General features: G+C 71.7%; 19 protein-coding genes. 10 read left to right on the top strand and 9 right to left on the bottom strand.

Annotation, left to right across the window (positions count from 1 at the left end):
• The coding region (locus ID574_RS40675; RefSeq protein ID WP_272491866.1) for a TCP-1/cpn60 chaperonin family protein at nt 1–462 on the top strand (462 nt) is incomplete at its 5' end.
• Between the two features lie 246 nt (nt 463–708).
• On the opposite strand, the gene ID574_RS40670 is transcribed toward ID574_RS40675, so the two are convergent.
• Together ID574_RS40670 and ID574_RS40665 are read right to left on the bottom strand one after the other, a co-directional pair.
• Nucleotides 709–1239, bottom strand: a complete 531-nt coding sequence (locus ID574_RS40670; RefSeq protein ID WP_223167583.1) for a YbhB/YbcL family Raf kinase inhibitor-like protein — start codon at nt 1237–1239, stop codon at nt 709–711.
• An 85-nt stretch (nt 1240–1324) separates the two neighbouring features.
• Entirely contained in the window at nt 1325–3322 is a 1998-nt protein-coding gene (locus tag ID574_RS40665; RefSeq protein WP_188194346.1) for a HelD family protein, read from the bottom strand.
• A 761-nt stretch (nt 3323–4083) separates the two neighbouring features.
• On the opposite strand from ID574_RS40665, the gene ID574_RS40660 reads away from it, so the two are divergent.
• Nucleotides 4084–4416 carry a hypothetical protein gene (locus tag ID574_RS40660; RefSeq protein ID WP_188194345.1) on the top strand — a complete coding sequence of 111 codons (333 nt, stop codon included), beginning with the start codon at nt 4084–4086 and terminating at the stop codon, nt 4414–4416.
• 223 nt (nt 4417–4639) lie between these two features.
• Here ID574_RS40660 and ID574_RS40655 read toward each other — a convergent pair whose 3' ends face one another.
• The 3 genes from ID574_RS40655 to ID574_RS40645 form a co-directional block, all read right to left on the bottom strand.
• Nucleotides 4640–6286 carry a DNA repair helicase XPB gene (locus ID574_RS40655; protein WP_188194344.1) on the bottom strand — a complete coding sequence of 549 codons (1647 nt, stop codon included), beginning with the start codon at nt 6284–6286 and terminating at the stop codon, nt 4640–4642.
• A 68-nt stretch (nt 6287–6354) separates the two neighbouring features.
• Nucleotides 6355–6711 carry a hypothetical protein gene (locus ID574_RS40650; RefSeq protein ID WP_188194343.1) on the bottom strand — a complete coding sequence of 119 codons (357 nt, stop codon included), beginning with the start codon at nt 6709–6711 and terminating at the stop codon, nt 6355–6357.
• Between the two features lie 91 nt (nt 6712–6802).
• Nucleotides 6803–8281: a class I adenylate-forming enzyme family protein gene (locus ID574_RS40645; RefSeq protein ID WP_223167582.1), complete on the bottom strand. Its 1479-nt coding sequence runs from the start codon at nt 8279–8281 to the stop codon at nt 6803–6805.
• Between the two features lie 327 nt (nt 8282–8608).
• Here ID574_RS40645 and ID574_RS40640 point away from each other — a divergent pair, with 327 nt between their 5' ends.
• Nucleotides 8609–9973 (top strand): hypothetical protein, encoded by a 1365-nt coding sequence (locus ID574_RS40640; RefSeq protein WP_188194341.1) that lies wholly within the window; start codon nt 8609–8611, stop codon nt 9971–9973.
• Here ID574_RS40640 and ID574_RS40635 read toward each other — a convergent pair.
• Nucleotides 9951–12599, bottom strand: a complete 2649-nt coding sequence (locus ID574_RS40635; protein WP_223167581.1) for a helicase-associated domain-containing protein — start codon at nt 12597–12599, stop codon at nt 9951–9953. The two genes, ID574_RS40640 and ID574_RS40635, sit on opposite strands and share 23 nt — an antisense overlap.
• Nucleotides 12600–12644: 45 nt before the next feature.
• Between ID574_RS40635 and ID574_RS40625 the strand changes: the two genes are divergently transcribed.
• Nucleotides 12645–13502: a hypothetical protein gene (locus ID574_RS40625; RefSeq protein WP_188194340.1), complete on the top strand. Its 858-nt coding sequence runs from the start codon at nt 12645–12647 to the stop codon at nt 13500–13502.
• On the opposite strand, the gene ID574_RS40620 is transcribed toward ID574_RS40625, so the two are convergent.
• Together ID574_RS40620 and ID574_RS40615 are read right to left on the bottom strand one after the other, a co-directional pair.
• Entirely contained in the window at nt 13495–14112 is a 618-nt protein-coding gene (locus ID574_RS40620; RefSeq protein ID WP_188194339.1) for a TetR/AcrR family transcriptional regulator, read from the bottom strand. The two genes, ID574_RS40625 and ID574_RS40620, sit on opposite strands and share 8 nt — an antisense overlap.
• A 34-nt stretch (nt 14113–14146) precedes the next feature.
• Nucleotides 14147–14542: a hypothetical protein gene (locus tag ID574_RS40615; protein WP_188194338.1), complete on the bottom strand. Its 396-nt coding sequence runs from the start codon at nt 14540–14542 to the stop codon at nt 14147–14149.
• A 100-nt stretch (nt 14543–14642) separates the two neighbouring features.
• On the opposite strand from ID574_RS40615, the gene ID574_RS40610 reads away from it, so the two are divergent.
• Nucleotides 14643–15263, top strand: a complete 621-nt coding sequence (locus ID574_RS40610) for an HAD family hydrolase (protein WP_223167580.1) — start codon at nt 14643–14645, stop codon at nt 15261–15263.
• 89 nt (nt 15264–15352) lie between these two features.
• Nucleotides 15353–15748 (top strand): cold-shock protein, encoded by a 396-nt coding sequence (locus tag ID574_RS40605; RefSeq protein WP_188194337.1) that lies wholly within the window; start codon nt 15353–15355, stop codon nt 15746–15748.
• 68 nt (nt 15749–15816) lie between these two features.
• Here ID574_RS40605 and ID574_RS40600 read toward each other — a convergent pair whose 3' ends face one another.
• Nucleotides 15817–17379, bottom strand: coding sequence for an MFS transporter (locus tag ID574_RS40600; protein ID WP_188194336.1), 1563 nt, complete (start codon nt 17377–17379; stop codon nt 15817–15819).
• Between the two features lie 224 nt (nt 17380–17603).
• On the opposite strand from ID574_RS40600, the gene ID574_RS40595 reads away from it, so the two are divergent.
• The 4 genes from ID574_RS40595 (at nt 17604) to ID574_RS40580 (ending at nt 22923) form a co-directional block, all read left to right on the top strand.
• A complete protein-coding gene (locus ID574_RS40595) occupies nt 17604–18407 on the top strand; it encodes a DUF3027 domain-containing protein (RefSeq protein WP_188194335.1) in 804 nt (267 codons plus the stop codon).
• A gap of 67 nt (nt 18408–18474) precedes the next feature.
• On the top strand, nt 18475–21510 hold the full coding sequence (locus ID574_RS40590) for a sacsin N-terminal ATP-binding-like domain-containing protein (protein WP_188194334.1): 3036 nt from the start codon (nt 18475–18477) through the stop codon (nt 21508–21510).
• Nucleotides 21511–21579: 69 nt separating this feature from the next.
• Nucleotides 21580–21906 (top strand): SigE family RNA polymerase sigma factor, encoded by a 327-nt coding sequence (locus ID574_RS40585; protein WP_188194333.1) that lies wholly within the window; start codon nt 21580–21582, stop codon nt 21904–21906.
• A gap of 48 nt (nt 21907–21954) precedes the next feature.
• Nucleotides 21955–22923: an aldo/keto reductase gene (locus ID574_RS40580; RefSeq protein ID WP_188194332.1), complete on the top strand. Its 969-nt coding sequence runs from the start codon at nt 21955–21957 to the stop codon at nt 22921–22923.
• The last annotated feature ends 17 nt before the right edge of the window (nt 22924–22940 follow it).

Below are 22940 nucleotides of genomic sequence, written 5' to 3'. Positions count from 1 at the left end.
GAGCGCAAGCACCGCATCGAGGACGCCGTCCGCAACGCCAAGGCGGCGGTGGAGGAGGGCATCGTCCCCGGCGGTGGCGTGGCGCTGCTGCAGGCCGGCGCCAAGGCGTTCGACAAGCTCGAGCTCAACGGCGACGAGGCCACCGGCGCGGCGATCGTGAAGAAGGCGCTGGAGGAGCCGCTGAAGCAGATCGCGGTCAACGCCGGTCTCGAGGGCGGCGTCGTGGTGGAGAAGGTGCGCAACCTCACCCCGGGTGAGGGCCTCAACGCCGCTTCCGGCGAGTACGTCAACATGTTCGAGGCGGGCATCATCGATCCGGCCAAGGTGACGCGCTCGGCGCTGCAGAACGCCGCCTCCATCGCGGCGCTGTTCCTGACGACCGAGGCCGTCATCGCCGAGAAGCCCGAGAAGACCCCTGCTGCCCCGGCCGGCATGCCCGGCGGCGGCGACATGGACTTCTAGGTCTTTTCTCGCGCCGAGACTAAGAGCGGTCCGGGTTTTCCGGGCCGCTCTTATTCCGTTTCCCTGCCATTACATTGCACAATTGGTCCGCTACCTGCAGTGAGGAAATGTGGGCGTGGAACCCGCCTCACGAAAGGAGCGGAGGGTGCTTTCCCGTAGTAAGCGTATTTCGGGCGCTGTCGTGCCGCCCGCTGCGGACCAGACGGCCGCGCTCGATGCGACGGCCGCCATGGCCCAGATGCTCGATCAGACGCCGTAGTGCGGGACGAGGTGGCCGCGGGCCACCGTGTTGGCGGTGATGTTGAAGCCGACCACCGCCGGGCTGGCGTCGCTGTCCACACCCAGCGTGTCGACGCCCAGCGCGTGGACGGTGAAGACGTAACGGTGGGGGTCGCCGGGCGGCGGGGCGGAGCCGCCGTAGGCCTTGATGCCGTAGTCGTTGCGGGCGTGGACGGCCCCCTCGGGCAGGCCCTTGAAGTCGGGGGCGGTGCCCGCGCCCGTGGGCAGCTCGGCCACCGAGGCCGGCAGGTCGTACAGCACCCAGTGCCAGAACCCGCTGCCCGTGGGGGCGTCGGGGTCGAAGCAGGTGACGGCGTAACTCCGCGTCTCGGCGGGCGCGCCGGACCAGCGGAGGTGGGGTGAGAGGTTCTGGCCCGTCATGCCCCAGTCGTTGAAGACGTGCAGGTCGCTCAGCCGCTCGCCGTCCTGGATGTCGTCGCTCTCGACCACGAGCGCGGGAACCGACGGCAGGTGTTCATGTGGCAGCGGTGCTGGCACGGCATCCTCCTAGTAGAGAGCTTCTTGCCCGCCATCCTAGAAGCGGCCGTGCCCGCCGCCCGCCCCTGCCGCGCAGGGGTTCACGTCACGCCAGCTGGGCCGGCAGCGCCTTGTGGTGCAGGACCGTGAGTGAGGTCACCGCGCGGGTCAGGACCACGTAGAGCCTGGCCAGGCCCCGGGGTTCGGCCGCGACGATGTCCGCGGGCTCGACGACGATCACGTGGTCGTACTCCAGGCCCTTGGCGAGGGTCGCGGGGATGACCAGCAGGCGATGATCCTCCGTGGAGTCGGGGTCGAGCACGGCGTGGGGAAGGCCGGCCAGGGATCGGGAGATCTCCCCGACCATCGCGTCCGGGGCGATCACCCCGATCGAGCCCTCCTTGGAAAGGGCCTCCACGGCGGCCTCCGCGACGGCGCCGCCCTGGCGCACGGTCAGCGAGCCGACACCGGGGCGCAGGGACCGCGGGGCGGCCAGGCCGGGGGCGATCGACGGGAGCAGGCGGGCCGCGTAGTCGAGGATCTCCCTCGGCACGCGGAAACCCAGCGTCAGCTCCGTCACCTCGCCCTCGCGCTGGCCCAGGTGCTCGAGCACCGACTCCCACGAGCTGGTCGACCACGGCGTCGTGCCCTGGGCCAGGTCGCCGAGGACGGTGGCCGAGCCGTTGCGGCAGCGGCGGCCGAGCGCCCGCAGCTGCATCTCGGAGAGGTCCTGAGCCTCGTCGACGACCAGGTGGCCCAGTGACGGGGTGCGTTCCATCAGGTCGCGTAGCTCGTCCAGGAGCGTGGCGTCCGCTGCGGACCACTTGGCGGACTTCCAGCTTCGGTACGGTTTCCGCCAGATAAGCATTTCTTGCTCGTCGGGCGACAAATCGGATTTAGAGGCTTTTGCGAGAAATTCCGGATCTGAGAGCAGGCGGTACAGCACCTGTTCCGGCGTCAGCTTGGGCCAGACCGCCTCCACGAGCTGCTTGACCGGCTTCGACCGGGCCACGGCGTCCTGCACCCGGTCGTCGGGGGACTCTCCGCGCTGCTCCATGCGGACCAGGACCATGTGGGCCAGCCGCTGGGCCAGCGCCGCCCGGCCGGGAAGGTATCGGGTGGTGCCGCGCAGGGAGGCCACGATCTCGCGTACCTCGTAGTCGGCCACCCGGTAGCGGTAGGCGCCCTTGGTGAACACCAGGCCCTCCTCCGGCTTCACGATGTGCAGCCAGAGCGCGCGTTCCAGCACCGCGGCCATCCTGGCGTCGCCCTTGACCGCGGCCACCGCCGGGTCCTCCGGAGCCGCGTGGTCGCCGAGCAGCCCGGCCACCGTGGTCTGATCGACCTTGACCTCGCCGAGCGCGGGCAGCACCGAGGAGATGTACGACAGGAACGCGCGGTTGGGGCCGACGATCATCACGCCGGACCTGGCGAGCCGCTCGCGGTGGGTGAACAGCAGGTAGGCCGCCCGGTGCAGGCCCACCGCGGTCTTCCCGGTGCCGGGGGCGCCCTGCACGCACACCGTCTGGGCCAGTGCGGAGCGGACGATCTCGTCCTGGTCCGGCTGGATCGTGGCGACGATGTCGCGCATGGGGCCGGTGCGCGGGCGCTCGATCTCCTCGGTGAGGATCTTGGAGGGACCGATCTCGACGCCCTCAGCAAGGGGCTCGTCCTCGTACGCGGTGAGCGCGCCGCCGTGGTAGCCGAAGCGGCGGCGGCGTACGACGCCCATCGGGCTGGCGGGGCTGGCCTGGTAGAACGCGCGGGACACCGGCGCGCGCCAGTCGATGACCAGCGGCTTGCTGTGGCCGTCGTGCACGTGGCGGCGGCCGACGTAGATCGTGCCCGGCAGATCGTCGCCGGACTCGCGGTCCAGACGGCCGAAGAACAGCGGGGTGTCGGGGTGGTCGGCCAGCGCGGCCACCCGCTGGTCGAGGAGGGACTGGAGGATCTGCTGGGACACCCAGTCGCCGGCCGCGTCCGCCGACAACGACTGGGCGTGGGCGCGCATGGCGGCCAGAGCGGCCCTGGACGCGGCCAGATGGGCCTGCTCGGAGGCCAGGACGTCGGCGGGTATGTCGGGGGCCAGTTGGTGTGCGGGCATGCGAAAACGCCTCCCTGAGTAGGTGACGGAGGTGGTTAAGGCAGCGAATCGGCCAGTTTAATCGCGGGTGCCACGGGCTTCCAAAGCATTTAAAGCGCCTCGCCCGCCGGTGTGTCGGTCCTTTGGGAAGGGGGCGGGGTGGCTCGCTGAAACGTCCTGCGGACTCCGCCCGCCGGGCCGGGCCGGTGGGGGCGACGGCGGCTTGGGCGCGCGGCGTCCCGGGGAGGTGAGCGGCCGCCGCACTCGCGGTCGTGCGGCGCTTCCGAGGGCGGCAGGTGGTGCTCTCGGCCGCGCCCGGCCCGTCGACCGTCCCCGGACCGACGGGGTTGTCCGCTGAAACGGGCCCGGTCCGGCGAGGCTCGCCCCGCCGAGGCGGCCTCGGCCCTGCGGTGTCCACCCGCCGGACCGGCTAGGCCCATGCCCTGTGGAAGTGCGGCGGCGCGCGGTCGTGTGGCGCTGGGGAGGGGTGGGCGGTGGCGCGCGGTCGTGTGGCGCGGGGCAGGGGTGGGCGGTGGCGCGCGGTCGTGCGGTGTGGGGCGGTGACGTGCAGTCGTGCGGCGCCCTTGGGGCGTGGTGCAGGGCGGTTGTAGTCGTGCTGTGGGGGGCTGGCGCTTACGACCCTGCGTTTCGGCCGGTGGTGACGTGGGGTGCTGTGGCGCTGTGAGGGCAGCCGGGCTCGGGGGGTGGCGGTGGGATATGTCTGGGCGGTATGGGGTGGGCGCTGCCGATTGGTGGTTGTTCGAGGTGGGTAGGGATGGGAGGTGCGGGTTCAGCTGCGGTTCTCGCCGATCATTCCCACGATCGCGAGCTTCCTGCTCGCGGCGCTGTGGGGGCTGTCGGTGTTCGCGGGCTGGGGCCTGGAGGCATTCTGCGCGGGCGGCGAGGGCGCGTCCGCGTGCTCTCAGCGCCTCGCCACCGTCTCCACAATGTCAGCACTGTTCGCCGCGCTGGCCGCCTGCTGCACGGCCGCCGCCTGGCTGGTCCCGGCGGCTCGGGACGATCCGCGCACCTTCGGCCGCGTCATGGGGGCCGGCGTGGTCGCGTGGATCGTGGCGGAGGGCGTGCTTTTCCTCGGAGGGCTCCTGGTGCGCTAGGAGCGTCTCACAGTCTCGCAATGAACCTGACAAACGCCTGTGAATACCGAAAAAAACGGGCATATCAGGTGGCTTTGTCGGATCATGAGGGTATGCCGCAGGCGGCGTGATGGAACGCAGGTGAGGGGGGTGGTTCGATTGTCGACGGCCCGCGGAGTCTCGTGGACGTGACACCACGCTGAATGCTCGGCCGCTCCGGCGAGCGAGCGGCCGGGTCATTCGGTCACACGCCGCCGAGCACGTCGTCGGCGTCGATGATCTGGTACGCGTACCCCTGCTCGGCCAGGAACCGCTGCCGATGCGCCGCGAACTCCTGATCCACCGTGTCCCTGCTGACCACCGTGTAGAACCGGGCCCCCCCGCCGTCGGCCTTGGGCCGCAGCACGCGCCCGAGCCGCTGAGCCTCCTCCTGGCGTGAGCCGAACGTGCCCGACACCTGGATAGCGATGGCCGCCTCCGGCAGGTCGATGGAGAAGTTGGCCACCTTCGACACCACCAGCACCTGGATCTCCTTGTCGCGGAAGGCCTGGTAGAGGCGCTCGCGCTCCTTGATCCTGGTCTCGCCCTTGATGACCGGCGCGTTGAGATGCTCGCCGAGCTCGTCGAGCTGGTCGATGTATTGCCCGATGACCAGCACCTGCTCGCCCAGGTGGCGCCGGACCAGCGCCTCGGTCACCTGGGTCTTGGACGGAGTGGTGGCGCAGAAGCGGTAGCGCTCCTCGGACTCGGCCATCGCGTACGCCAGCCGCTCCTCGTCCGTCAGCGTGACCCGCACCTCCACGCAGTCGGCCGGCGCGATCCAGCCCTGGTTCTCCATCTCTTTCCAGGGCGCGTCGTAGCGCTTGGGGCCGATCAGTGAGAACACGTCGCCCTCGCGGCCATCCTCGCGCACCAGCGTCGCGGTCAGTCCGACGCGCCTGCGGGCCTGCAGGTCGGCGGTCATCCGGAAGATCGGCGCGGGCAGCAGGTGGACCTCGTCGTAGACGATCAGGCCCCAGTCGCGCGCGTCGAACAGCTCCAGATGGGTGTAGACGCCTTTGCGGCGGGTGGTCATCACCTGGTAGGTGGCGATGGTGACCGGGCGGATCTCCTTCTTGTTGCCGGAGTATTCGCCGATCTCGTCCTCGGTCAGCGAGGTGCGCTTGAGGAGCTCGTTCTTCCACTGGTGGGCCGAGACCGTGTTGGTCACCATGATCAGCGTGGTGGCCTGGGCGTGGGCCATGGCGGCCGCGCCCACGATGGTCTTGCCCGCGCCGCAGGGCAGCACGACCACGCCGGAGCCGCCGTGCCAGAAAGCGTCGGCCGCCTCCTGCTGGTAGGGCCGCAGCGCCCAGCCGTCCTGCACCAGCTTGATCGGGTGCTGCTCGCCGTCGACGTAGCCGGCCAGGTCTTCGGCGGGCCAGCCCAGCTTGAGCAGCGCCTGCTTGACGTTGCCCCGGTCGCTGGGGTGGACGATGACCGAGTCGTCGCCGATCCGCTCGCCCAGCATCGGCTGGATCTTCCTGGACCGCAGCACCTCCTCCAGCACCGCGCGGTCGCTGGAGGTCAGGACCAGACCGTTGACCGGGTCTTTCTCCAGCCGCAGCCGGCCGTAGCGCGCCATGGTCTCGGCGACGTCGACGAGCAGCGCGTGCGGCACCGGGTAGCGGCTGTAGCTGATCAGCGCGTCGATGACCTGCTCGGCGTCGTGGCCGGCGGCGCGGGCGTTCCAGAGCGCCAGCGGGGTGACGCGGTAGGTGTGCACGTGTTCGGGGGCGCGCTCGAGCTCGGCGAACGGAGCGATCGCCTTACGGCATTCGTCGGCCTTGTCGTGGTCGACCTCGAGCAGCAGCGTCTTGTCCGACTGGACGATGAGCGGGCCGTCGTTCACGGACTTCCTTCCTACGGTTGACCTTTATCCAACACGCGCAACGGCAGGAACAGTCCCTGAACAGGTAATCAGTCGTCGAGGTAGCCGTTGAGGCCGAGGAAGAGGAAAAGGCCGATCTCCAGCACGAAGCCGAGCCCGAAGAGGACCCAGCTCCACATCACCATGCTACGTGCGGTCTGGGGCTCGGTGTTCGACCGGCCGATCGCGAGGCCCGCGAGGATCGCCCCGGGCAGGCCGAGCACGTTGCAGCAGGAGACGAGGCCGAGGAGATTGAGCACGAGCGAGACGATGGCGTTGGCGCTCGGGCCGTCGCGCCGCGGGGGCGGCGGCGGGGGATAGCCGTAGCCGTATCCCGGCGGAGGCTGCTCACCGTAGGGGGCGCCATAGGGTTGGTACGGATACCCCGACGGATCTTGCTGACTCATTTTCACCTCCAGACACGTCAACACTTATCACGGAATTGAGACGTGTCTGACCTCGGTTTGCGATCCCGTCATAGATCCGCAGGTAAGAGTGTCAATCCAGCTGGGCCCGCAGGGCCTTGCGGTCGAGCTTCAGCACGCTCGTGACCGGGATGGAGTCGACGAACCGGATCTCACGCGGATATTTCACCCTGCCGACCCGTTCGCGGGCCCACTCGATCAGCTCCTCGGCCGTGGCCGTGGCACCCGGCCTCAGCTGCACGAAGGCCACGACCTCCTCTCCGACACGCGGGTCGGGACGGCCGACCACGCCCGACATCACCACGTCGGGGTGCTGGTTGAGCGAGTCCTCGACGTCGCGCGGGAAGACGTTGAAGCCGCCGCGGATGATCAGGTCTTTCTTCCTGTCCACGATGTAGAGGTAACCGTCGTCGTCCACGCAGCCGATGTCGCCGGTCCGCAGCTCGTCGCCGACCAGCGCGGTGCCGTCGGGGTCGGGCTCGTGCTCGCCCCAGTAGCCGAGCATCAGAGACTGGCCCGACACGCAGATCTCGCCGACGTCGCCGACCTCCATCGGCTCGCCCGAACTGTCGCGGATGGTGATCGTGTAGCCGGGCAGCGGCAGGCCGACGCTGCCGACCTTGCGCCTGCCCGGCGGGTTGAACGTGGTGACGGCGCTGGTCTCGGTGAGGCCGTACCCCTCGAGGATCTGCACGCCCGGCATCCTGCGCTCGAACTCCTCCAGCGTCTCCCTGCCGAGCGGCGCGGCGCCGCAGGTGAGGTAGGACAGGTCGGGCAGCGGGTGCGACTCGAGCGGCTCGGCCAGCAGCATCTGGAGCATGGCGGGCACGACGGTGCCGTACTGGACGCGCTGCTCGGCGGCCAGCTTCAGGAACGCCTTCGGGTCGAACCAGCGCATCAGCACGCTCTGCTGGGGCTCCGTGGCGTGCATCCCGGCGACGGAGACGATCAGCCCGTACGCGTGCGACAGCGGCACCGGCACGATCGCGCGGTTCTTGCCCTCCTGGTGGGACATGTCCCAGGCGCTCTTGCCCACGTGCCAGAGGCCGCGATGGTCGAGCATGACGCCCTTGGCCTTGCCGGTGGTGCCGCCGGTGTACATGAGCGCGGCCAGGTCGCCGGGCTCCGTGCGCACCGGGCCGTGCTCGGAGGCCCGCTCCAGCTCGGCCGTGTCGACGTACACGGGGAGGTCGACGGCGGCGGCCCGTACGGTCTCCTGCAGCTCGGGCGAGGTGACGACCGCGGCGGCGCCGCTGTCGAGCAGGATGTGCCGCAGCTCCTCGGGGCCCACCAGGAACACCACCGGCGTCACGACCGCGCCGGCCGCCCACAGCGCCTGGTAGATCAGCGGTACCTCGGGCGAGTTGGCCATCATCACGACCACCCGGTCGCCGGGCCGGATCCCCGCCTCGGCGAATCCTCCGCACATCCGGCGCGCCCGTTCGGCGAGCGCGTGACTGCGGTGCCAGACCCCTTCGTAGAAGATCGCGTCGTGGTCGTCGAAGCGGTCCCATGACTCCTCGGCCAGACGGCCCAGCGTTTGCTCGGTCACAAGCACAACCTGATGCGACAAGGCACGCGTCGTCAACCCTCGACCGACTTGACTAGTCATTGTGGACGGTGCACTACTACCCGGTAAATAGGCATAAATCTGCCTCTAGGGCTATTCGTGTTTTCATTCCGGTCTAGATCGTGTAAATGTTGGATACCTAGGGATCGCGGGCATCCGTGTCAGCGTCCCCGGGTGCGAGATGGGCGCGAAATGCCTGGTCAGGGCGGCATGGTAACGCAGTGCAACTCTCTCGTATTAAAAGAAGAAACTCGTTGGGTCAAGTTTATTTCTGTAGAAAAGTTTCTCATTAGGCACCGAGGTGACTTCGTGACCGACACGCCTGAACCAGGCGAGATCGACCTCGACGACATAACGCTCACCCAGAGCCGCCTGGCCATCAACGACCGGTTGCGGACGATGGTCCAGCCGGTCACCAGGGACCTGACCCGGCGGGAGGCCGACGGGCTCCTGCGTTCCTACCTGGAGCCGCCCTGCTTCCCCGACGCCGTACGCCGGCTCGCCACCCGCCACCTGCTCGTCCTCGTGGGAGAGGAGGAGACGGGCAGACGGCTCGGCGCCATCGCGCTGCTGTCGCGCATGTCGCTGGCGGAGGGCAGGATCACGGTCCTGTCGCCCGCGCGCACCGCCGCCGAGCTGCTGTCCAGGACCGAGTACGCGCCCGGCCGGGCGTACCTGCTGCACGACTGGATCACCGCGAGCACCGACCGGATCGAGCTGGCCAACCTGGCTCGCAAGCTGGCCGAGCTCGGCTCCTACCTGGTCGTCACCAGGAGCGGCAAACCTTCCCAGGCCGTCGAGGTCGAGCAGCCGTGGACCGCTCCCGACCTCGGCGAGCTGTTCGACCTGTGCCTGAGCACGTACGACCTGCGCGCCGGGGTGGCGCCCGACGTGCTCGGCCGGGCCAGGGACAGGGCGCTGGCCCTTCCCACCCCCGCCCAGGTCGTGCGGTTGGCCGCCGGGCTGGTGCCGGACGAGGAGCCGGTGGGGGACGAGGTGGCGGCCTGGTTCGACACCAAGCCGGCCATGCGCGAGGTGCTGGCGGCGGCGGTGCTCGCGTTCGTCCACCCGCTGGCCGAGCCCGCGTTCGAGGCCCAGCTCGCCCGGCTGGACCGGGTCTGGCGGGCGCACGAGTCCGGGCCGCACGCGCCCCCGGGCCCCCATCCGCTGATCTCCGTCTCCGGCGGCGTGGTCGCCTTCCGCGTGCCGCGCCACCGTGAGCAGGTGCTGGCCGAGCTGGTCGCCCGGTACGGGTTCTGGCTGTGGCAGCCGCTGCGCGAATGGGTCAGGTCGCTGGCGGGCGGCGGACTCGACGTCCGGGTACGGGCCGCCGAGGGCGTGGCGGCGCTGGCCGCGTACGCGCTGAAGGACGTCCGGCAGGAGTTCCTGGAGGTATGGGCACGCGGGACGGGTGCGGAGCGGCTGGTGGCGGCCGACGCGCTGTCGTTCATGTGCGCCGACGACACGCTGGCGCCCGAGGCGCTCAGGACAGCGCTGGCCTGGGCCGAGGACCCCGGCGACGTCAGGGCGACGGCGGCGGCGCTGGCGCTGGGCGGCGGGCTGTCGGTCCGCTATCCGGCCGACTCGGCGACGGCTCTGGGGCGGCTGGCGTCCGGCGGCGGGCCCGCCGCGCCGGTGGCCGAGCTGCTGCTCAGAGACCGGCCACGCCCGTGATGCGGTGCAGGGCGAAGCGGTGGACGGCTGCCCTGGTCTCGTCGTACGCGGTCAGGTAGCCGCCCTCCATCCTGGCCGGCTCCAGGATGCGCGAGGTCGCGTTGCCCTGTGAGTCGAGGTAGCCGATCCACACGCGCACGCCCTGCTTGATCGCCTCCTGAAGAGCCGAGATCGTGGCCGTCGCCGGCCCGCGCGGCACCTGGCCGTGCGGTGCGTCCACGGGCTCGCGCCGCGCCAGGTGGGCCGCGTCGCCCGCCCGCAGCGCGCGTACGGCCGCCGCCGCCACCTCGGGGTCGATGCCGTTGGCCGACGCGACGGCACGCACCGGCGCCGCGGCCTCGGTGCGGCGGCTGTCGAGCTGGGAGATGATCACGTCACCGTCGAGCGACTCCGCGACGGGCGCGTACCCCATCGCGCGCAGCGAGTCGACCAGCGCCGCCCTGGAGGAGCGGGAGGCGATCACGGTCGGGGCGAGCCTGCGCAGCCGCAGCGCCGCGGAGCGGCGGTCGGCGGTGATCTGGTCGAGCAGCGCGGGGTCGTCGCACCGGATGTACGCGCTGGCGGTGCCCACCCGGATGCGCCCGTGCCGCCGCGCCACGTCGGCCACCAGGTAGGACAGCGCCTGCGGCACCGGCGTGGCCGAGTGGCGGGCCAGCATCGACAGCAGCTCCTCGCCCCCGTGCCCGGCGTCGAGCGCGCGACGGATGGAGCCCTCGCTGAACCGGTAGACCGTGGCCCCGCCCTTCGACTCGACGTCGGCGGTGAGCGTCATCCAGCGGTTGAGCTCGCTCGTGAGCGGCCCCGGCGCGACCGCGGTGAGGTCGGCCTGGAGCAGCACGTGATCGACGGGCTCCGGCAGCAGCGGGGTCAGCACGCCCGCCGCGTCGCCGCCCTCGATCAGCGCCCGTCCGTGCGTGGACAGCGCGCCCAGGCCGGTCACGCCGACCTGCTCGGCCTCCCGCAGCGCGAACTCGGTCAGCCGCTCCCGCAGCGGGCCGCGGCGGCGCGGCTGCTCCCATGCCAGCCGTTCCAGCACGGAGTCGCGCGCCGGCGCCAGGCCGGGGACCGCCGCCAGCACGCCCAGCGTGGCGGTGCGGACGCCCGGCGCGGACGAGCGGCGCAGGTCGGTGTGCAGGGCGTTGAGCGGCCGCTCGCGCTCGTCCCGCTCTCCGACCAGGCCGGGCACCCGGTCCATGTGCAGCCACGTCGCCGCGAGCGTCACCCAGCGGTCCGCGGTGCCCCTGACCCGCCACAGGTCGTAGGCGGAGGTCGGCAGCCACTCTCCGTCCACCCCGCCGCCGGCCGCGATCAGCCCGGCCGCGTGCGCCACCTCGACGACCAGCGCCGCCGCCCACTCGGGCAGATCGAGCTCGCTCGCCGTGCGCTTCAGGTCCCGCACGCCCAGCCCGCCGGTACGCAGCACGCCCGGAGGGTCGACGCTCCACCGCTCGCACAGCTCCTCGACCGCCCTCACGAACGAGAACGCCTGCCCCGCCGCCGTCCGGTCGGCCAACCCCCGGTCGCGGGCGGTCCCTTCGAGCGGCGGCGGCACGGCCAGCAGGCCGCGGTGCACACGACCGCCGCGGAGGTAAAGGCCGACCTCGCGGGGCAGCGTCACGCTCTCCTCGCCGATGGCGGCCAGCAGGCCACGGGCCAGCAGCTCCTCGATGGGGGAGCGGGCCGAGGCCAGGCGCACCTCGCGCCTGGCGTTGGGCACGCGGCCGGTCGGCGGGCCCCAGGCGAGCTGGTCGAGCGCGGCCCTGGCCTCGGGCGACACGTCCTCGACCAACGCGTCCGGGTCGGTCAGCGCGGCGGCCAGACGCTCCTTGCCCGTGCCCGCGGTGCCGGGGGCGATGTCGTCGGCCATCTCGTCGAGCTGCTCGGGCGGATGATGCCGGAACGCGTCCACCGCCCTCGGGCCGAGCCCGGCCGGGTCCTCCAGGACCTTGCGCACGCCGGGGCCGAGGTCGAGCGCGTCGTCGGGGCCGAAGACCAGGGCCAGATCGCGCAGCCGGTCGAGCGCGGCCGACAACGCGGGCTCGGCACCCGTGGAGGGACCGCCCCTCTTGGACTTGCCGCCGCCCGTCTCCGGGCCACCGCCCGCCCTCGATCCGCGCCTCGCCCCCACGCCACCCGTCCCCGGCCCACTGGATGTCACAGGACCACCGCCCGCGCCGGCCGACGTGCCGCCTGCTGTGGCGGGGCGGCCTGTGCCGGCCACCGGGGTGCCGCTTGTGCCCGCTGCCGGGCCGCGCGCTGTCGCTGGGGCGCCATTCGTCTCCGGGCCCGTGGTCACAGCGCCGGGACGGGTGTCGCGGGTCGGCGCTGCGCGGTCAGGCGGGGTCGCCCCGGAGGCGGGGGCCGGTTCGGGGGCCAGGGCTGCGGTGATGAGGTCGCGCAGGCGGTCTTTCGACGTCGGGCCCTCCTGCAAGGCCAGCGTTTCGACGACGGCGAGCGCGAAGCGGTCGAGCCGGTCGAGCGCCCTGCCGACGGCCGACGGGCTGGCCGCCCGCGACGCCAAGCCCTCCAGGTGTGCGGGCACCGGAGTGATCAGCTCGGGACGCGCGGAGACCAGCGCCCGCAGCTGTTCGTCGGTGCGCCCCCTGATCCACTCCGTGAACTCCATCGTTGCCATGGTATGTCCCCCCTGATTGGGGCAGCATTGCTAGACGTGATAGAGCGCGCGGACCAGCTCGTGCTGAACTACGTCTCCAAGGCCGCAGACGCGGCCCACGGCGTGCTGCGCACCGACCAGCGCCTCGACTTCGCCAGGCGGCTGCGGGCCAGGATCGAGGTGGAGCGCGGCGGCAGCCAGAACGCCCGCGAGGTGGCGAAGGTGCTGGCCCGGTTCGGCGACCCGGTGGCATTGGTGGAGCGCGAGGCCCGCAGGCTGGCGGCCGCCGCTGCCGCCGACCGGCCCGACGAGCCAGAGGCCGGGACACCCGAGGCAGGGAGGCCGGCGGCGGAGGAGCCGGGGTCCACACGGCGTTTCCCGGCGATCGTCGACGACCGCGACACACCGCCCGGTGTGCGGACGTACCGGAGGACGGCCCAGGAGCGGCTCGGCCGGTCGCCGGGGCGGGGCCTGCCGTTGGCCGGGCTGCGCAGGGCGGCCATGTCCAGCGCGAACCCGATGGCCACCGGCGGCAGGGACGCCAGGACCATCGTCAAGGAGCACCCGCGCGAGACGGCGGCGATGATGGTCCTGGTGCTGGCGGCTCTGCTGGTGCCCTTCGACCTGCCGCTGCTGGCGATCTTCCCGATCCCTCTGGTGGTGTGGGCGGGCGGCGCGGTGATCGCGCTGTTGTTCGGCGAGGGCTGGCAGCCGCGCGACCGGTTCCTCGGGGCAGGGGCGCCGCTGCTCGGCTACACGGTGGGCGGGGTGCTGGTCGGCGGCCTCCGCGTGGGGAGCGACGCGGGGGTGGACGCGTTCTTGAACCAGTTCTGGTCCGTGAGCGGCACGATGTTCATGATCGGTACGGGTGCGGGCGTGGTCTGGCTGGCCTACCGGCTGTTCGACGTCAGCTGACCGGCGCGGGGCTGGGCAGCAGGCCGACCGCCAGCCGCACCCAGGCGGCCACGAACTGGTCTTTGTCCGCGTGCCCCGGCAGCTCGCCCACGGTCTCCTGGAAGAGCCGGTAGTGCACGACGGCGCCGCCCAGCACCGTAGAGATGCCGGCCCAGTCGAGCTGGGCGTCGCGGTATTCGGGCTGGGCGCGGAACCAGGTGACGATCGCGTCGAACATGGGCTGCAGTAGCCCCTCCCGTACGACGGCGACCAGCTCGGGGAACTGGCTCAGGTCGCGGAAGAACACCCGGGTCAGCTCGGACTCCTCGCGTACCTTGGCCAGCCCGGCGCGGCAGACGTGGGCCAGGCGCTCCTCCAGATCCACCGAGGACTCCATGGCGCTCAGCTCTGCCAGGCTCTCGGCCACCTGGATCCTGGTCCGGGCGGCGTGCTCGTTGATCGCCGCGGCGAGCACCTCGTACTTGGACTTGAAGTGCCTGTAGAGGCCTCCGGCGCCGGGAGACAGCCCTGAGGCGGCCTCGATCTCGGCCACGGAAGTGGCGGAGTAGCCCCGCTCGGCGAACAGCCGCAAGGACTCATCGATGATCCGCTCACGGGTCGATCTGGTCATGTTTATCCTGATACCTCCGTAAGGAGAGTAGTCGTTAGGGAGCGGCGCGCCGGATCAGGCTCGCCAGCGCCGAACCGATGATCAGCCATACGATCGCGGCCAGCCCGTAGTTCACCAGGGTCGTCCAGCGCGGGTCGGCCAGTTGGAAGAGGTTGGCCAGGCCCAGGGACAGCGACGCGGCGAGCGACTCCACGAACTGGTACCAGACGTTGGCCGGGTTGGCCCGGAAGACCGTGAAGACCGCGTACAGGATCAGGGACAGCGCCGCCACCTTCGAGGCCAGTCGCACCAGGTAGGCCGCCGACGACACGATCCGGTGCCACGTCGTCACCGTCGGCCCGCCCGGCCTGGCGGGACGGTGGGGACGGGCGGGAGCGGAGGAGGCGACGAGGCGGTCTCCGGCCTGTGGCGGTTTGGGGGTGTCGGTCACGGCCGCTCCTCTCCGATAAGTAATTCCTTTCTTCCCATTCCAACGGTCCCACAACAAGGGCCGTTACGCGGGGTAGACGACTGTTTGGCATCCTGCACATGTGACGACATCGGTGGGATTCGACCTGGACATGACATTGGCCGATACGCGGACGGGCATCGCGGCGGTTTACGACGAGCTGTCCGTGCGTTTGGGCGTGGCGATCGACAGCGCCGCCGCGGTGTCGCGGCTCGGCCCGCCATTGGAGGTGGAGCTGGCCAACTGGCTGCCTGCCGACGAGGTCGCCGCGGCGGCGGAGCTGTACCGGCAGATCTATCCGGAGATGGGGGTTCCGGTGCACACGGCGATGGCGGGGGCGCACGACGCGATCGCGGCCGTACGCGCCGCCGGCGGCCGGGTCATCGTGGTCACCGGCAAGAACCTCCGCGACGCCCTCGGCACCGTCGAGCTGCTCGGGCTGGTCGTGGACGAGGTCGTCGGCTCGGTTTTCGGCGCGGACAAGGGCGCGGCACTCGCGCGGTTCGGCGCGGCGGCCTATGTTGGTGACCATGTCGCGGACATCGAGGCGGCACGCGCGGGCGGCGCCGTGAGCGTGGGGGTCGCGACCGGTCCCTACACGGTGGGAGAGCTGCGTGATCACGGAGCAGATGTGGCCCTGGCCGACCTGACCCAATTCGCTGCTTGGTACACCGGTTGGCACCAACGTGACGAACTCCGGTAATTCCCCGGCATTTACCCGGTCGCCCTGACGCTCTTCGGGGCATAACCTACATCCATCCAGCTTTTCGACTGTTTGAACGAGGTCCTCCTGTGCCGAGTGGCAAGGTCAAGTGGTACGACGCCGACAAGGGATTCGGCTTCCTCACCCGCGACGACGGCGGTGAGGTCTTCGTGCATTCTTCCGCGCTGCCCACCGGCGCAGGCCCGCTCAAGCCCGGCCAGAAGGTCGAGTTCGGCGTGGCCGAGGGCCGCCGTGGCCAGCAGGCTCTCTCCGTCAGGATCCTGGAGCAGCCGCCGACCCTGGCCAAGCCCAAGCCCAAGGGGAAGCGGAAGAAGCCGGACGAGATGGTGGTCATCGTCGAGGACCTGATCAAGCTGCTCGACGAGGTCTCGGGCAGCTACCGGAGAGGCAAGCACCCCGACGCGGCGCACGCCAAGAAGATCGCGCAGGTGCTGCGGGCCCTCGCCGACGACCTCGACGCGTAACGGGGCCACCGGCGGCCGGCCCGGCCTCGGTGGGACTCCGGGGCGGGTTGGTCAGCCGTGCGGGTTGGTCAGCCGTGCGGGTTGGTCAGCGGCTTGGTCTGGTCGAGCGTGTCGCCCCTCTGCGGGTCGTCCCGCCGAGGGGCGCGCTCGGCGGGCTCCGCAGGCTGCTCGTACGCGGCGGCCGCGGCCCGCTGCCTGGCCAGCTTGGCCTTGGTGGCGCGTACCCGCTTCGCCCTGGCGATCAGCAGCCAGCCGAGCGCGGCGGTCAGCGCCACGGCCAGCGTGACCAGCCCGGCGAGGCTGCTCTGCGTCAGCGAGAGCACGAGCCCGATCAGGCCGCCGAACACCCAGGCGAGCTGGAGCACCGCCTCGACCACGCCGAACGTGGACGAGCGCACCTCCTCGCCGATCTCCCGCTGCACGATCGCGTCCAGCGCGAGCTTGCCCAGCTCCTGTGCGAACGCGGTGATCAACGAGATCGCCAGCGCGGCCCACAACCCGAAGAAGACCGCGGTCACGACGGAGGTCACAACGGTCACGGCCAGCGTCACCAGCACGATCAGCTGGGGCGCGTGGTTGCGCGTCCAGTTGGCCACGGCGGCGCCGACCAGGCCGCCCACCCCGGCCGCGGCCGCGAGCAGCGCGATCGTCTTGGGGATGTCGAAGAACGGTTCCTGCGCCCACGCCTGATTGACCGCCAGCCACGGCACCGCCTTGTCCTGCACCAGGAACAGCAGGAAGAACAGCAGGAAGCCGGAGAAGACCCGGATGGCCAGGTTGGCCCAGACGGCCTCGGCCACCGCGGGGCCCACCTTGAGCAGGGTGCGCCAGCGAGGGGACTCGCCTTCCTCCTCCAGGTCGGGGGAGTCGACGTGGCGCGGCAGGCGTACGGCGACGACGCCGAGCAGCAGGAAAGCCACCATCGCGATGCGCAGCACGGCCGCGCTGCCCAGCCACGCGGTCAGGCCCGCGCCCACCGGCACCGCCGCCCCCGCCGCGACCAGCGTGAACAACGCCACCCGCGCGTTCGCCGACACCAGCGTGATGTCGGCGGGCAGCACGTTCGGCATGATCGCCGCTCGGGACACGTTGTACGCCTTCGACAGCACCAGCACGCCCAGCGCCCCGATGAACAGCGTCGGCAGGTCGCCGGGCCCGACCGCGGCGGCCATCGCGAAGCACAGCAGGCCACGCCCGAAGAGCGTGCCGGCCATCACGTAGCGGCGGCCCGACCTGAACCTGTCGAGAATCGGCCCGACGAACGGCGCCAGCAGCGCGAACGGCAACATCGTGATGACCAGGTAGAGGGCCACCGAGCCGCGGGCCTCGCCGACGGGCACGCCGAAGAAGACCGTGCTGGCCAGGGCCACCGTCACCAGCGCGTCACTGGCGCTGTTGCCCGCCGACAGCTCGATCAGCCGGCCGAGCCCGGTGCGGCCCGCGCCGTTGGCGTACGTGAGCCGGCGCGTGGCTTTGCCGACTTTTCGCGCGCCCATGGCGGTGGCTTTGCCCGCCCGCGCGGTGCCGCTGGCCGTCGCCCTGCCGGCGCGCGCGGTCACACGGCCCGCGTCGGCGACTCCGCGCCCTACGCGCCGCGTGATCTCGCGTGCCCGCTCCCAGCCTCCCTCCACGCCTACCAGTCTTACCTGATTCGTCCACCGAGTCGGAGGAGGAACCCCCCGTTGCGGGCCCGTCCAGGTCCGGCCATGGGGAACGCGTTCCGCTCGATTGGTCCGTGAGGTGATCTTCAGGTCGTATCCGGGCGCGGGAGGATCTCCGTTGTGGGCCCGTCCAGGTCCGGTCATGGGTGAGAATGAAGTGTGAGCGAACAGCACCTTTCGGCGGAGGCGGTCCGATGAGCCGCACCAGGGCCCGCGTCCCCGCTCCCGACCAGGCCTGTGTCGCCGCGGTCGATCTGGCGCGTGCCGCGGCCGAGGAGCTCGCGCGGCCGGGCGAGCCCGGCGAGCACCTGGGCTACGAGAGCGAGGGCGACCGGATCGTCACCCACTACTTCGCCTGCCTCGACAAGGCCTACCGCGGCTGGCGCTGGGCCGTCACGGTCACGCGCGCCTCGCGGGCCAAGAAGGTCACGGTCAGCGAGGCCGTCCTGCTGCCGGGCTCCGGCGCGCTGCTGGCGCCCGAATGGCTGCCGTGGAGCGAGCGCCTGCGCCCCGGCGACCTCGGCGTCGGCGATCTGCTGCCCACCCCGGAGGACGACGACCGGCTCGAGCCGGGTTTCACAGAGACCGACGACGACGTCGACCATCAGGCGCTTTTCGAGTACGGCCTGGGCCGAGCCCGTGTGCTCTCGGCCATCGGCAAGGACCGGGCAGCCAGACGCTGGCACTCGGGCGAGCACGGGCCGCACACGCCGATCGCACACGCCGCTCCCGCGCAGTGCTCCACCTGCGGCTTTTATTGGCCGCTCGCGGGTGGACTGAAGCACATGTTCGGGGTCTGCGCTAACGAATACGCCCCCGACGACGGCAAGGTGGTGGCCGCCGATCACGGCTGCGGCGCCCATTCCGAGGCCGCGGTCCTGCCGCCGCCCGTGGAGCAGGCCATCCCGATCCTCGACGACCTGGGCTACGACCTCATGGAGGAGGAGGCGGCCGGCTCGGTCGACGAGTCCGCCTCCGAGGAGCTCGGCCATTCCTGATCGTGGGTGTCGCAGGGGGCCGCTAACCTACCGTGGCCCCCGTACCCTCAACACTGGATCGTGATCGATGAGCGACACCTTTGGCTGTGACCGGATGCGCGCCGCCGTCCTCGCCGCGTGGACGGCCTCGCCCGCCAGGTTCCGCGAGGACGCCAACGCCGAGGAGGACTTCGCGCTCGGCGGCTACCGCGACCGGCTGATCGTCGAGCTCGCCCAGAACGCCGCCGACGCGGCGCTGCGGGCGGGCGTGCCGGGGGTGCTGCGGCTGACGCTGCGGGGCGACGTGCTCACGGCCGCCAACACCGGCGCCCCGCTCGACGCCACCGGCGTGCAGAGCCTGTCCACGCTGCGGGCCTCCGGCAAGCGGGACGAGGCGGGCGCGGCGGGCCGGTTCGGGGTCGGGTTCGCGGCGGTGGTCTCGGTCACCGACGCGCCGTCCATCGGCTCGCGCGGCAGCGGCGCCGTGCGCTGGTCGCGTACGGAGACCGCCGCCCTGGTCGCCGAGATCCCCGCGCTGGCGGGCGAGCTGGCCGACAGGTCCGGGCACGTCCCGCTGCTCAGGCTGCCGTTCGACGAGCCGCCCATGGTGGACATTCCCGAAGGGTTCGACACGCTCGTCCGCCTGCCGCTGCGCGACCAGGACACCGTCGCGGCGGTCCGGCGCATGCTCGAGGAGACCAGCCCCGCGCTGCTGCTCGGCATGCCCGCGCTCGAGGTCATCGAGATCGAGCTCGACGGGTCCGTACGCAAGGTCGCCGCCGACGGCTGGCACGTGGTGTCGGAGTCGGGCGAGTTCACCCCTGACGAGGTGGGCAAGCTGTTCGCCGACCGGCCCACCGAGGAGCGCGCCCGCCCCTACTGGTCGCTGCGCTGGGCCGTGCCCGTGACCGGCACCGGCGAGCCGGGGCCGCTGCCCGGCACGGTGCCGCCCGTCGTGCACGCGCCCACGCCCAGCGACGAGCCGCTCGACCTGCCGGCGCTACTGATCGCGTCGTTCCCGATGGCCACCGACCGGCGGCATGTCGCCAAGGGGCCGCTGGCCGACTTCCTCGTCGAGCGGGCCGCCGACGCCTACGTCAAGCTCCTGCGGGAGCTGCCGCGCACGTCCAGGCTGCTCGACCTGGTGCCCTCGCTCATGGGCAAGGGCGAGCTCGACGCCCGCATCCGCCGGGCCGTGCTCGACCGGCTGCCCGGCACACCCCTGCTGCCCGCTTTGTCCCCGCCCGCGCCCACGGTGCAGACGCCGTCGTTCGCCGACGCCGAGGTCTACGAGCCGGACGCCGAGTGGCGGGTCGAGCACCCGGCGCCGGAGCCGGAGGCCGGCGGATGGGTGGTCGCGGGCCGCGAGGCGGCCGTGCTGTCCGCCGGGTCGGCGGAGCTACTGGAGACGGTCGCCGACTTCGTGCCCGGGCTGCTGCCTGCCGGGTGGCCGCCCCGGCATCCCGCCATGGCGTCCCTGGGCGTGCGCAGGGTGGAGCTGTCCGACGTGGTCGACCTGCTGTCGGGCGAGGTCGTCGAGGGACGCGAGCCGTCGTGGTGGCGTTCGCTGTACGAGGTGCTGCCCGCCGACGACCCCGAGTCGCTCGGCGCCCTGCCGGTGCCGCTGACCGACGGCCGGCTCGTACGCGGCCCGCGCGGCACCCTCATCCTCACCGACGGCGGGGCCGAGCTCGACCTGACGCCGCTCGGCCTGCGCATCGTCCACCCGGAGGCCGCCCACCCCACGCTGCTCAGGCTGGGTGCCGCCGAGGCCACACCCCGGACCGTCCTCGATGACCCGCTGACCAAGGCCGCCGTCGCGCAGTCGCTCGACAGCCCCGACCCCGAGCCGGTGGCGCGGGCCGTGCTGTCCCTGGTGGAGGCCGCCGGGCTGGTGCCCGGCGAGGCGCCGTGGCTGGCCGAGCTGGCCCTGCCCGGCACCGACGGCGAGCTCTACCCGGCCGGCGAGCTCATGTTGGCCGACGGGGCGCTGGCCGGCGTGCTGGAGCCCGACACGCACCTCGGGGTGGCCGCGGCGGAGCTGGAGGAGACGTACGGCGCGCGGGTGCTGGCCGCGGCCGGCGTGCTCGACGGGTTCGCGGTGGTGCACGACGCCGACGTGCTGCTCGACCACGACGAGTGCGACCACGACCTCGACGGTGAGGACGACTGGCTCGACCACGTGCTCGACCTGCTGCCAGAGCTGGACGTGCCGCCGCTGGTCCCCGAGTTCACGGCGGTGCGCGACCTGGAGCTGGTGGCCGACTGGCCGGCCGCCCTGGAGCTGCTCACCAGGCCGCCGCTGCGCTCCGCGCTCCACCCGCTGCGCGTCGAGGGCGTGGAGGTGCCCTCCTATACGGCGTGGTGGCTGGCCAACCATCCGGTGCTCGGCGGGCGCAAGCCGCTGGAGCTGCGCCTCCACGGGGCCGACCCGCTGCTCCAAGGCCTCTACGCCGACGCGCCCACAGGGCTCGACGAGGGCGCGCTGTCGATGCTGGGCGTGCGCACCACCCTGGCCGAGCTGCTGGCCTCCCACGGCGGCCCTGAGGAGCTCCTGGACCTGATGGCCGACGAGGCGATCGAGGTCGACCGGGCCCAGCTGCGCGCCCTGTGGGTGGCCCTGGCCGCCGTGGACCCCTCGCGCGTTGCGCCGCCGTCCCGGGTGAGGGCGGTGCTCCTCGGGGCCATCGTGGTCGCCCCGGCCGAGGACGTCGTGGTCGTGGAGGCGCCCGACCTGCTGCAGCTCGTCGCGGAGCGGCCGCTCGTGCTGGCGCCCTACGACCTGGCCGAGTCGCTGTCGGAGCTGCTCGACCTGCCGCTGGCCGGAGAGCTGACGGCGGGGGAGGTCACCTCGCAGGGCGAGGTGCGGCAGGTGCCCGCCGAGGTGCGCTCCCTGCTCCCGACGGCGCCCGAGACCTATGTGGCGCACGAGAAGCTGCTGGTCGACGGTGTGGAGTGCGCGTGGCGCTACTTCGAGGGCGCCGTCCACTGCACGGGGGTGGACGGGCTGGCGCGCGGCCTGGCCTGGGCCACCGGGCAGTGGAACGACCGGCTCGCGGTGGCCGCCCTGCTCCGCGACCCCGAGTCGGTGCCGCTCCTGCTGGCGGAGGCCGACCTGTCCTGACCGCCCGTCTGGGTCCTGCTTCCGACACCGCCGCCTTCTCTCGCGTTGTCAGCGGGTGGAAGGAGAAGCATGGACCCATACGAGGGCTTCAGGGAGTTCGTCCGCGGGCGCCAGCAGGCGCTGATGCGTACCGCGTACCTGCTCACCGACGACGGCCCGCAGGCGGAAGACCTGCTGCAGGCCGTGCCCATGCGAACTCGCGAGGCCGTCGCTTCCCGGTTTCTGATCAGGAGGAGGCGGCCCCGCCATGGTCAGCCGGAGCGGCGGGGCTCAGCCGGCGGGGCCCGCACGATCGGTACGGCCGCCGCGGGATTCTCCCGGCGCGAGGCGACGAACGGCCCGGGGCAAGGCCCCGCGGCAGAGCGATCGCAGGCCCGGCCTTGCCCGAGCCCATGAAATTGGCGTATGGCCTGGAGTGCGCTCCAGGTCTCTAGGGTTGAAGTCATGGAATACGTCAACCTCGGACGCAGTGGCCTGCAGGTGAGCCCGCTCTGCCTCGGCACCATGAACTTCGGCCCGCAGACCTCGGAGGAAGACTCCTTCGCGATCATGGACAGGGCCCTGGAGCTGGGCATCAACTTCTTCGACACCGCCGACGTCTACGGCTGGAAGCTGGGCGAGGGCATCACCGAGCAGATCATCGGCCGGTGGTTCGCCCAGGGCGGCGGACGCCGGGAGAAGACCGTCATCGCGACCAAGCTCAACGGCCCGATGAGCGACTGGCCCAACGACCGGAAGCTGTCCGCGCTCCACATCCGCAAGGCCTGTGACGCCTCGCTGAAGCGGCTGCAGACCGACTACATCGACATCTACCAGGCGCACCACATCGACAGGGACACCCCCTTCGACGAGTTCTGGGAGGCCATGGAGGTCCTGCGCCAGCAGGGCAAGATCATCTACGTGGGCTCGTCCAACTTCGCCGGCTGGCACATCGCCAAGGCGCAGGAGTCGGCGGCGCGGCGCAACTTCATGGGCCTGGTCAGCGAGCAGTCCCACTACAACCTGCTCACCCGCGCGGTCGAGCTGGAGGTGCTGCCCGCGTGCGAGGACTACGGCCTCGGCGTGATCCCGTGGAGTCCGCTGGCCGGCGGCCTGCTCGGCGGCGTGCTCCGCAAGATCGACAAGGGTCGCTCGGCGGCCGACCACATGGTCAAGCAGCTCGAGAAGCACCGCGACAAGATCGAACAGTACGAGAAGCTCTGCGACGAGCTGGGCGAGGACCCGGCGTACGTGGCCCTGGCCTGGCTGCTCAAGCAGCGGGCGGTCACCGCGCCGATCATCGGCCCGCGCACGCTGGAGCAGCTCGAGGGCAGCATGCGGACCCTGGAGATCGAGCTGGACGACGCCACGCTGGCCCGCATCGACGAGATCTTCCCCGGCCACAAGACGGCCCCCGAGGACTACGCGTGGTAGATCACGCGAGCAGGGCG

This window comes from Nonomuraea sp. SYSU D8015, assembly GCF_008065375.1.
Taxonomy (GTDB): domain Bacteria; phylum Actinomycetota; class Actinomycetes; order Streptosporangiales; family Streptosporangiaceae; genus Nonomuraea.
Note: the sequence above shows the minus strand (reverse complement) of the source record. Positions and strands in the feature narration are given on the sequence as shown.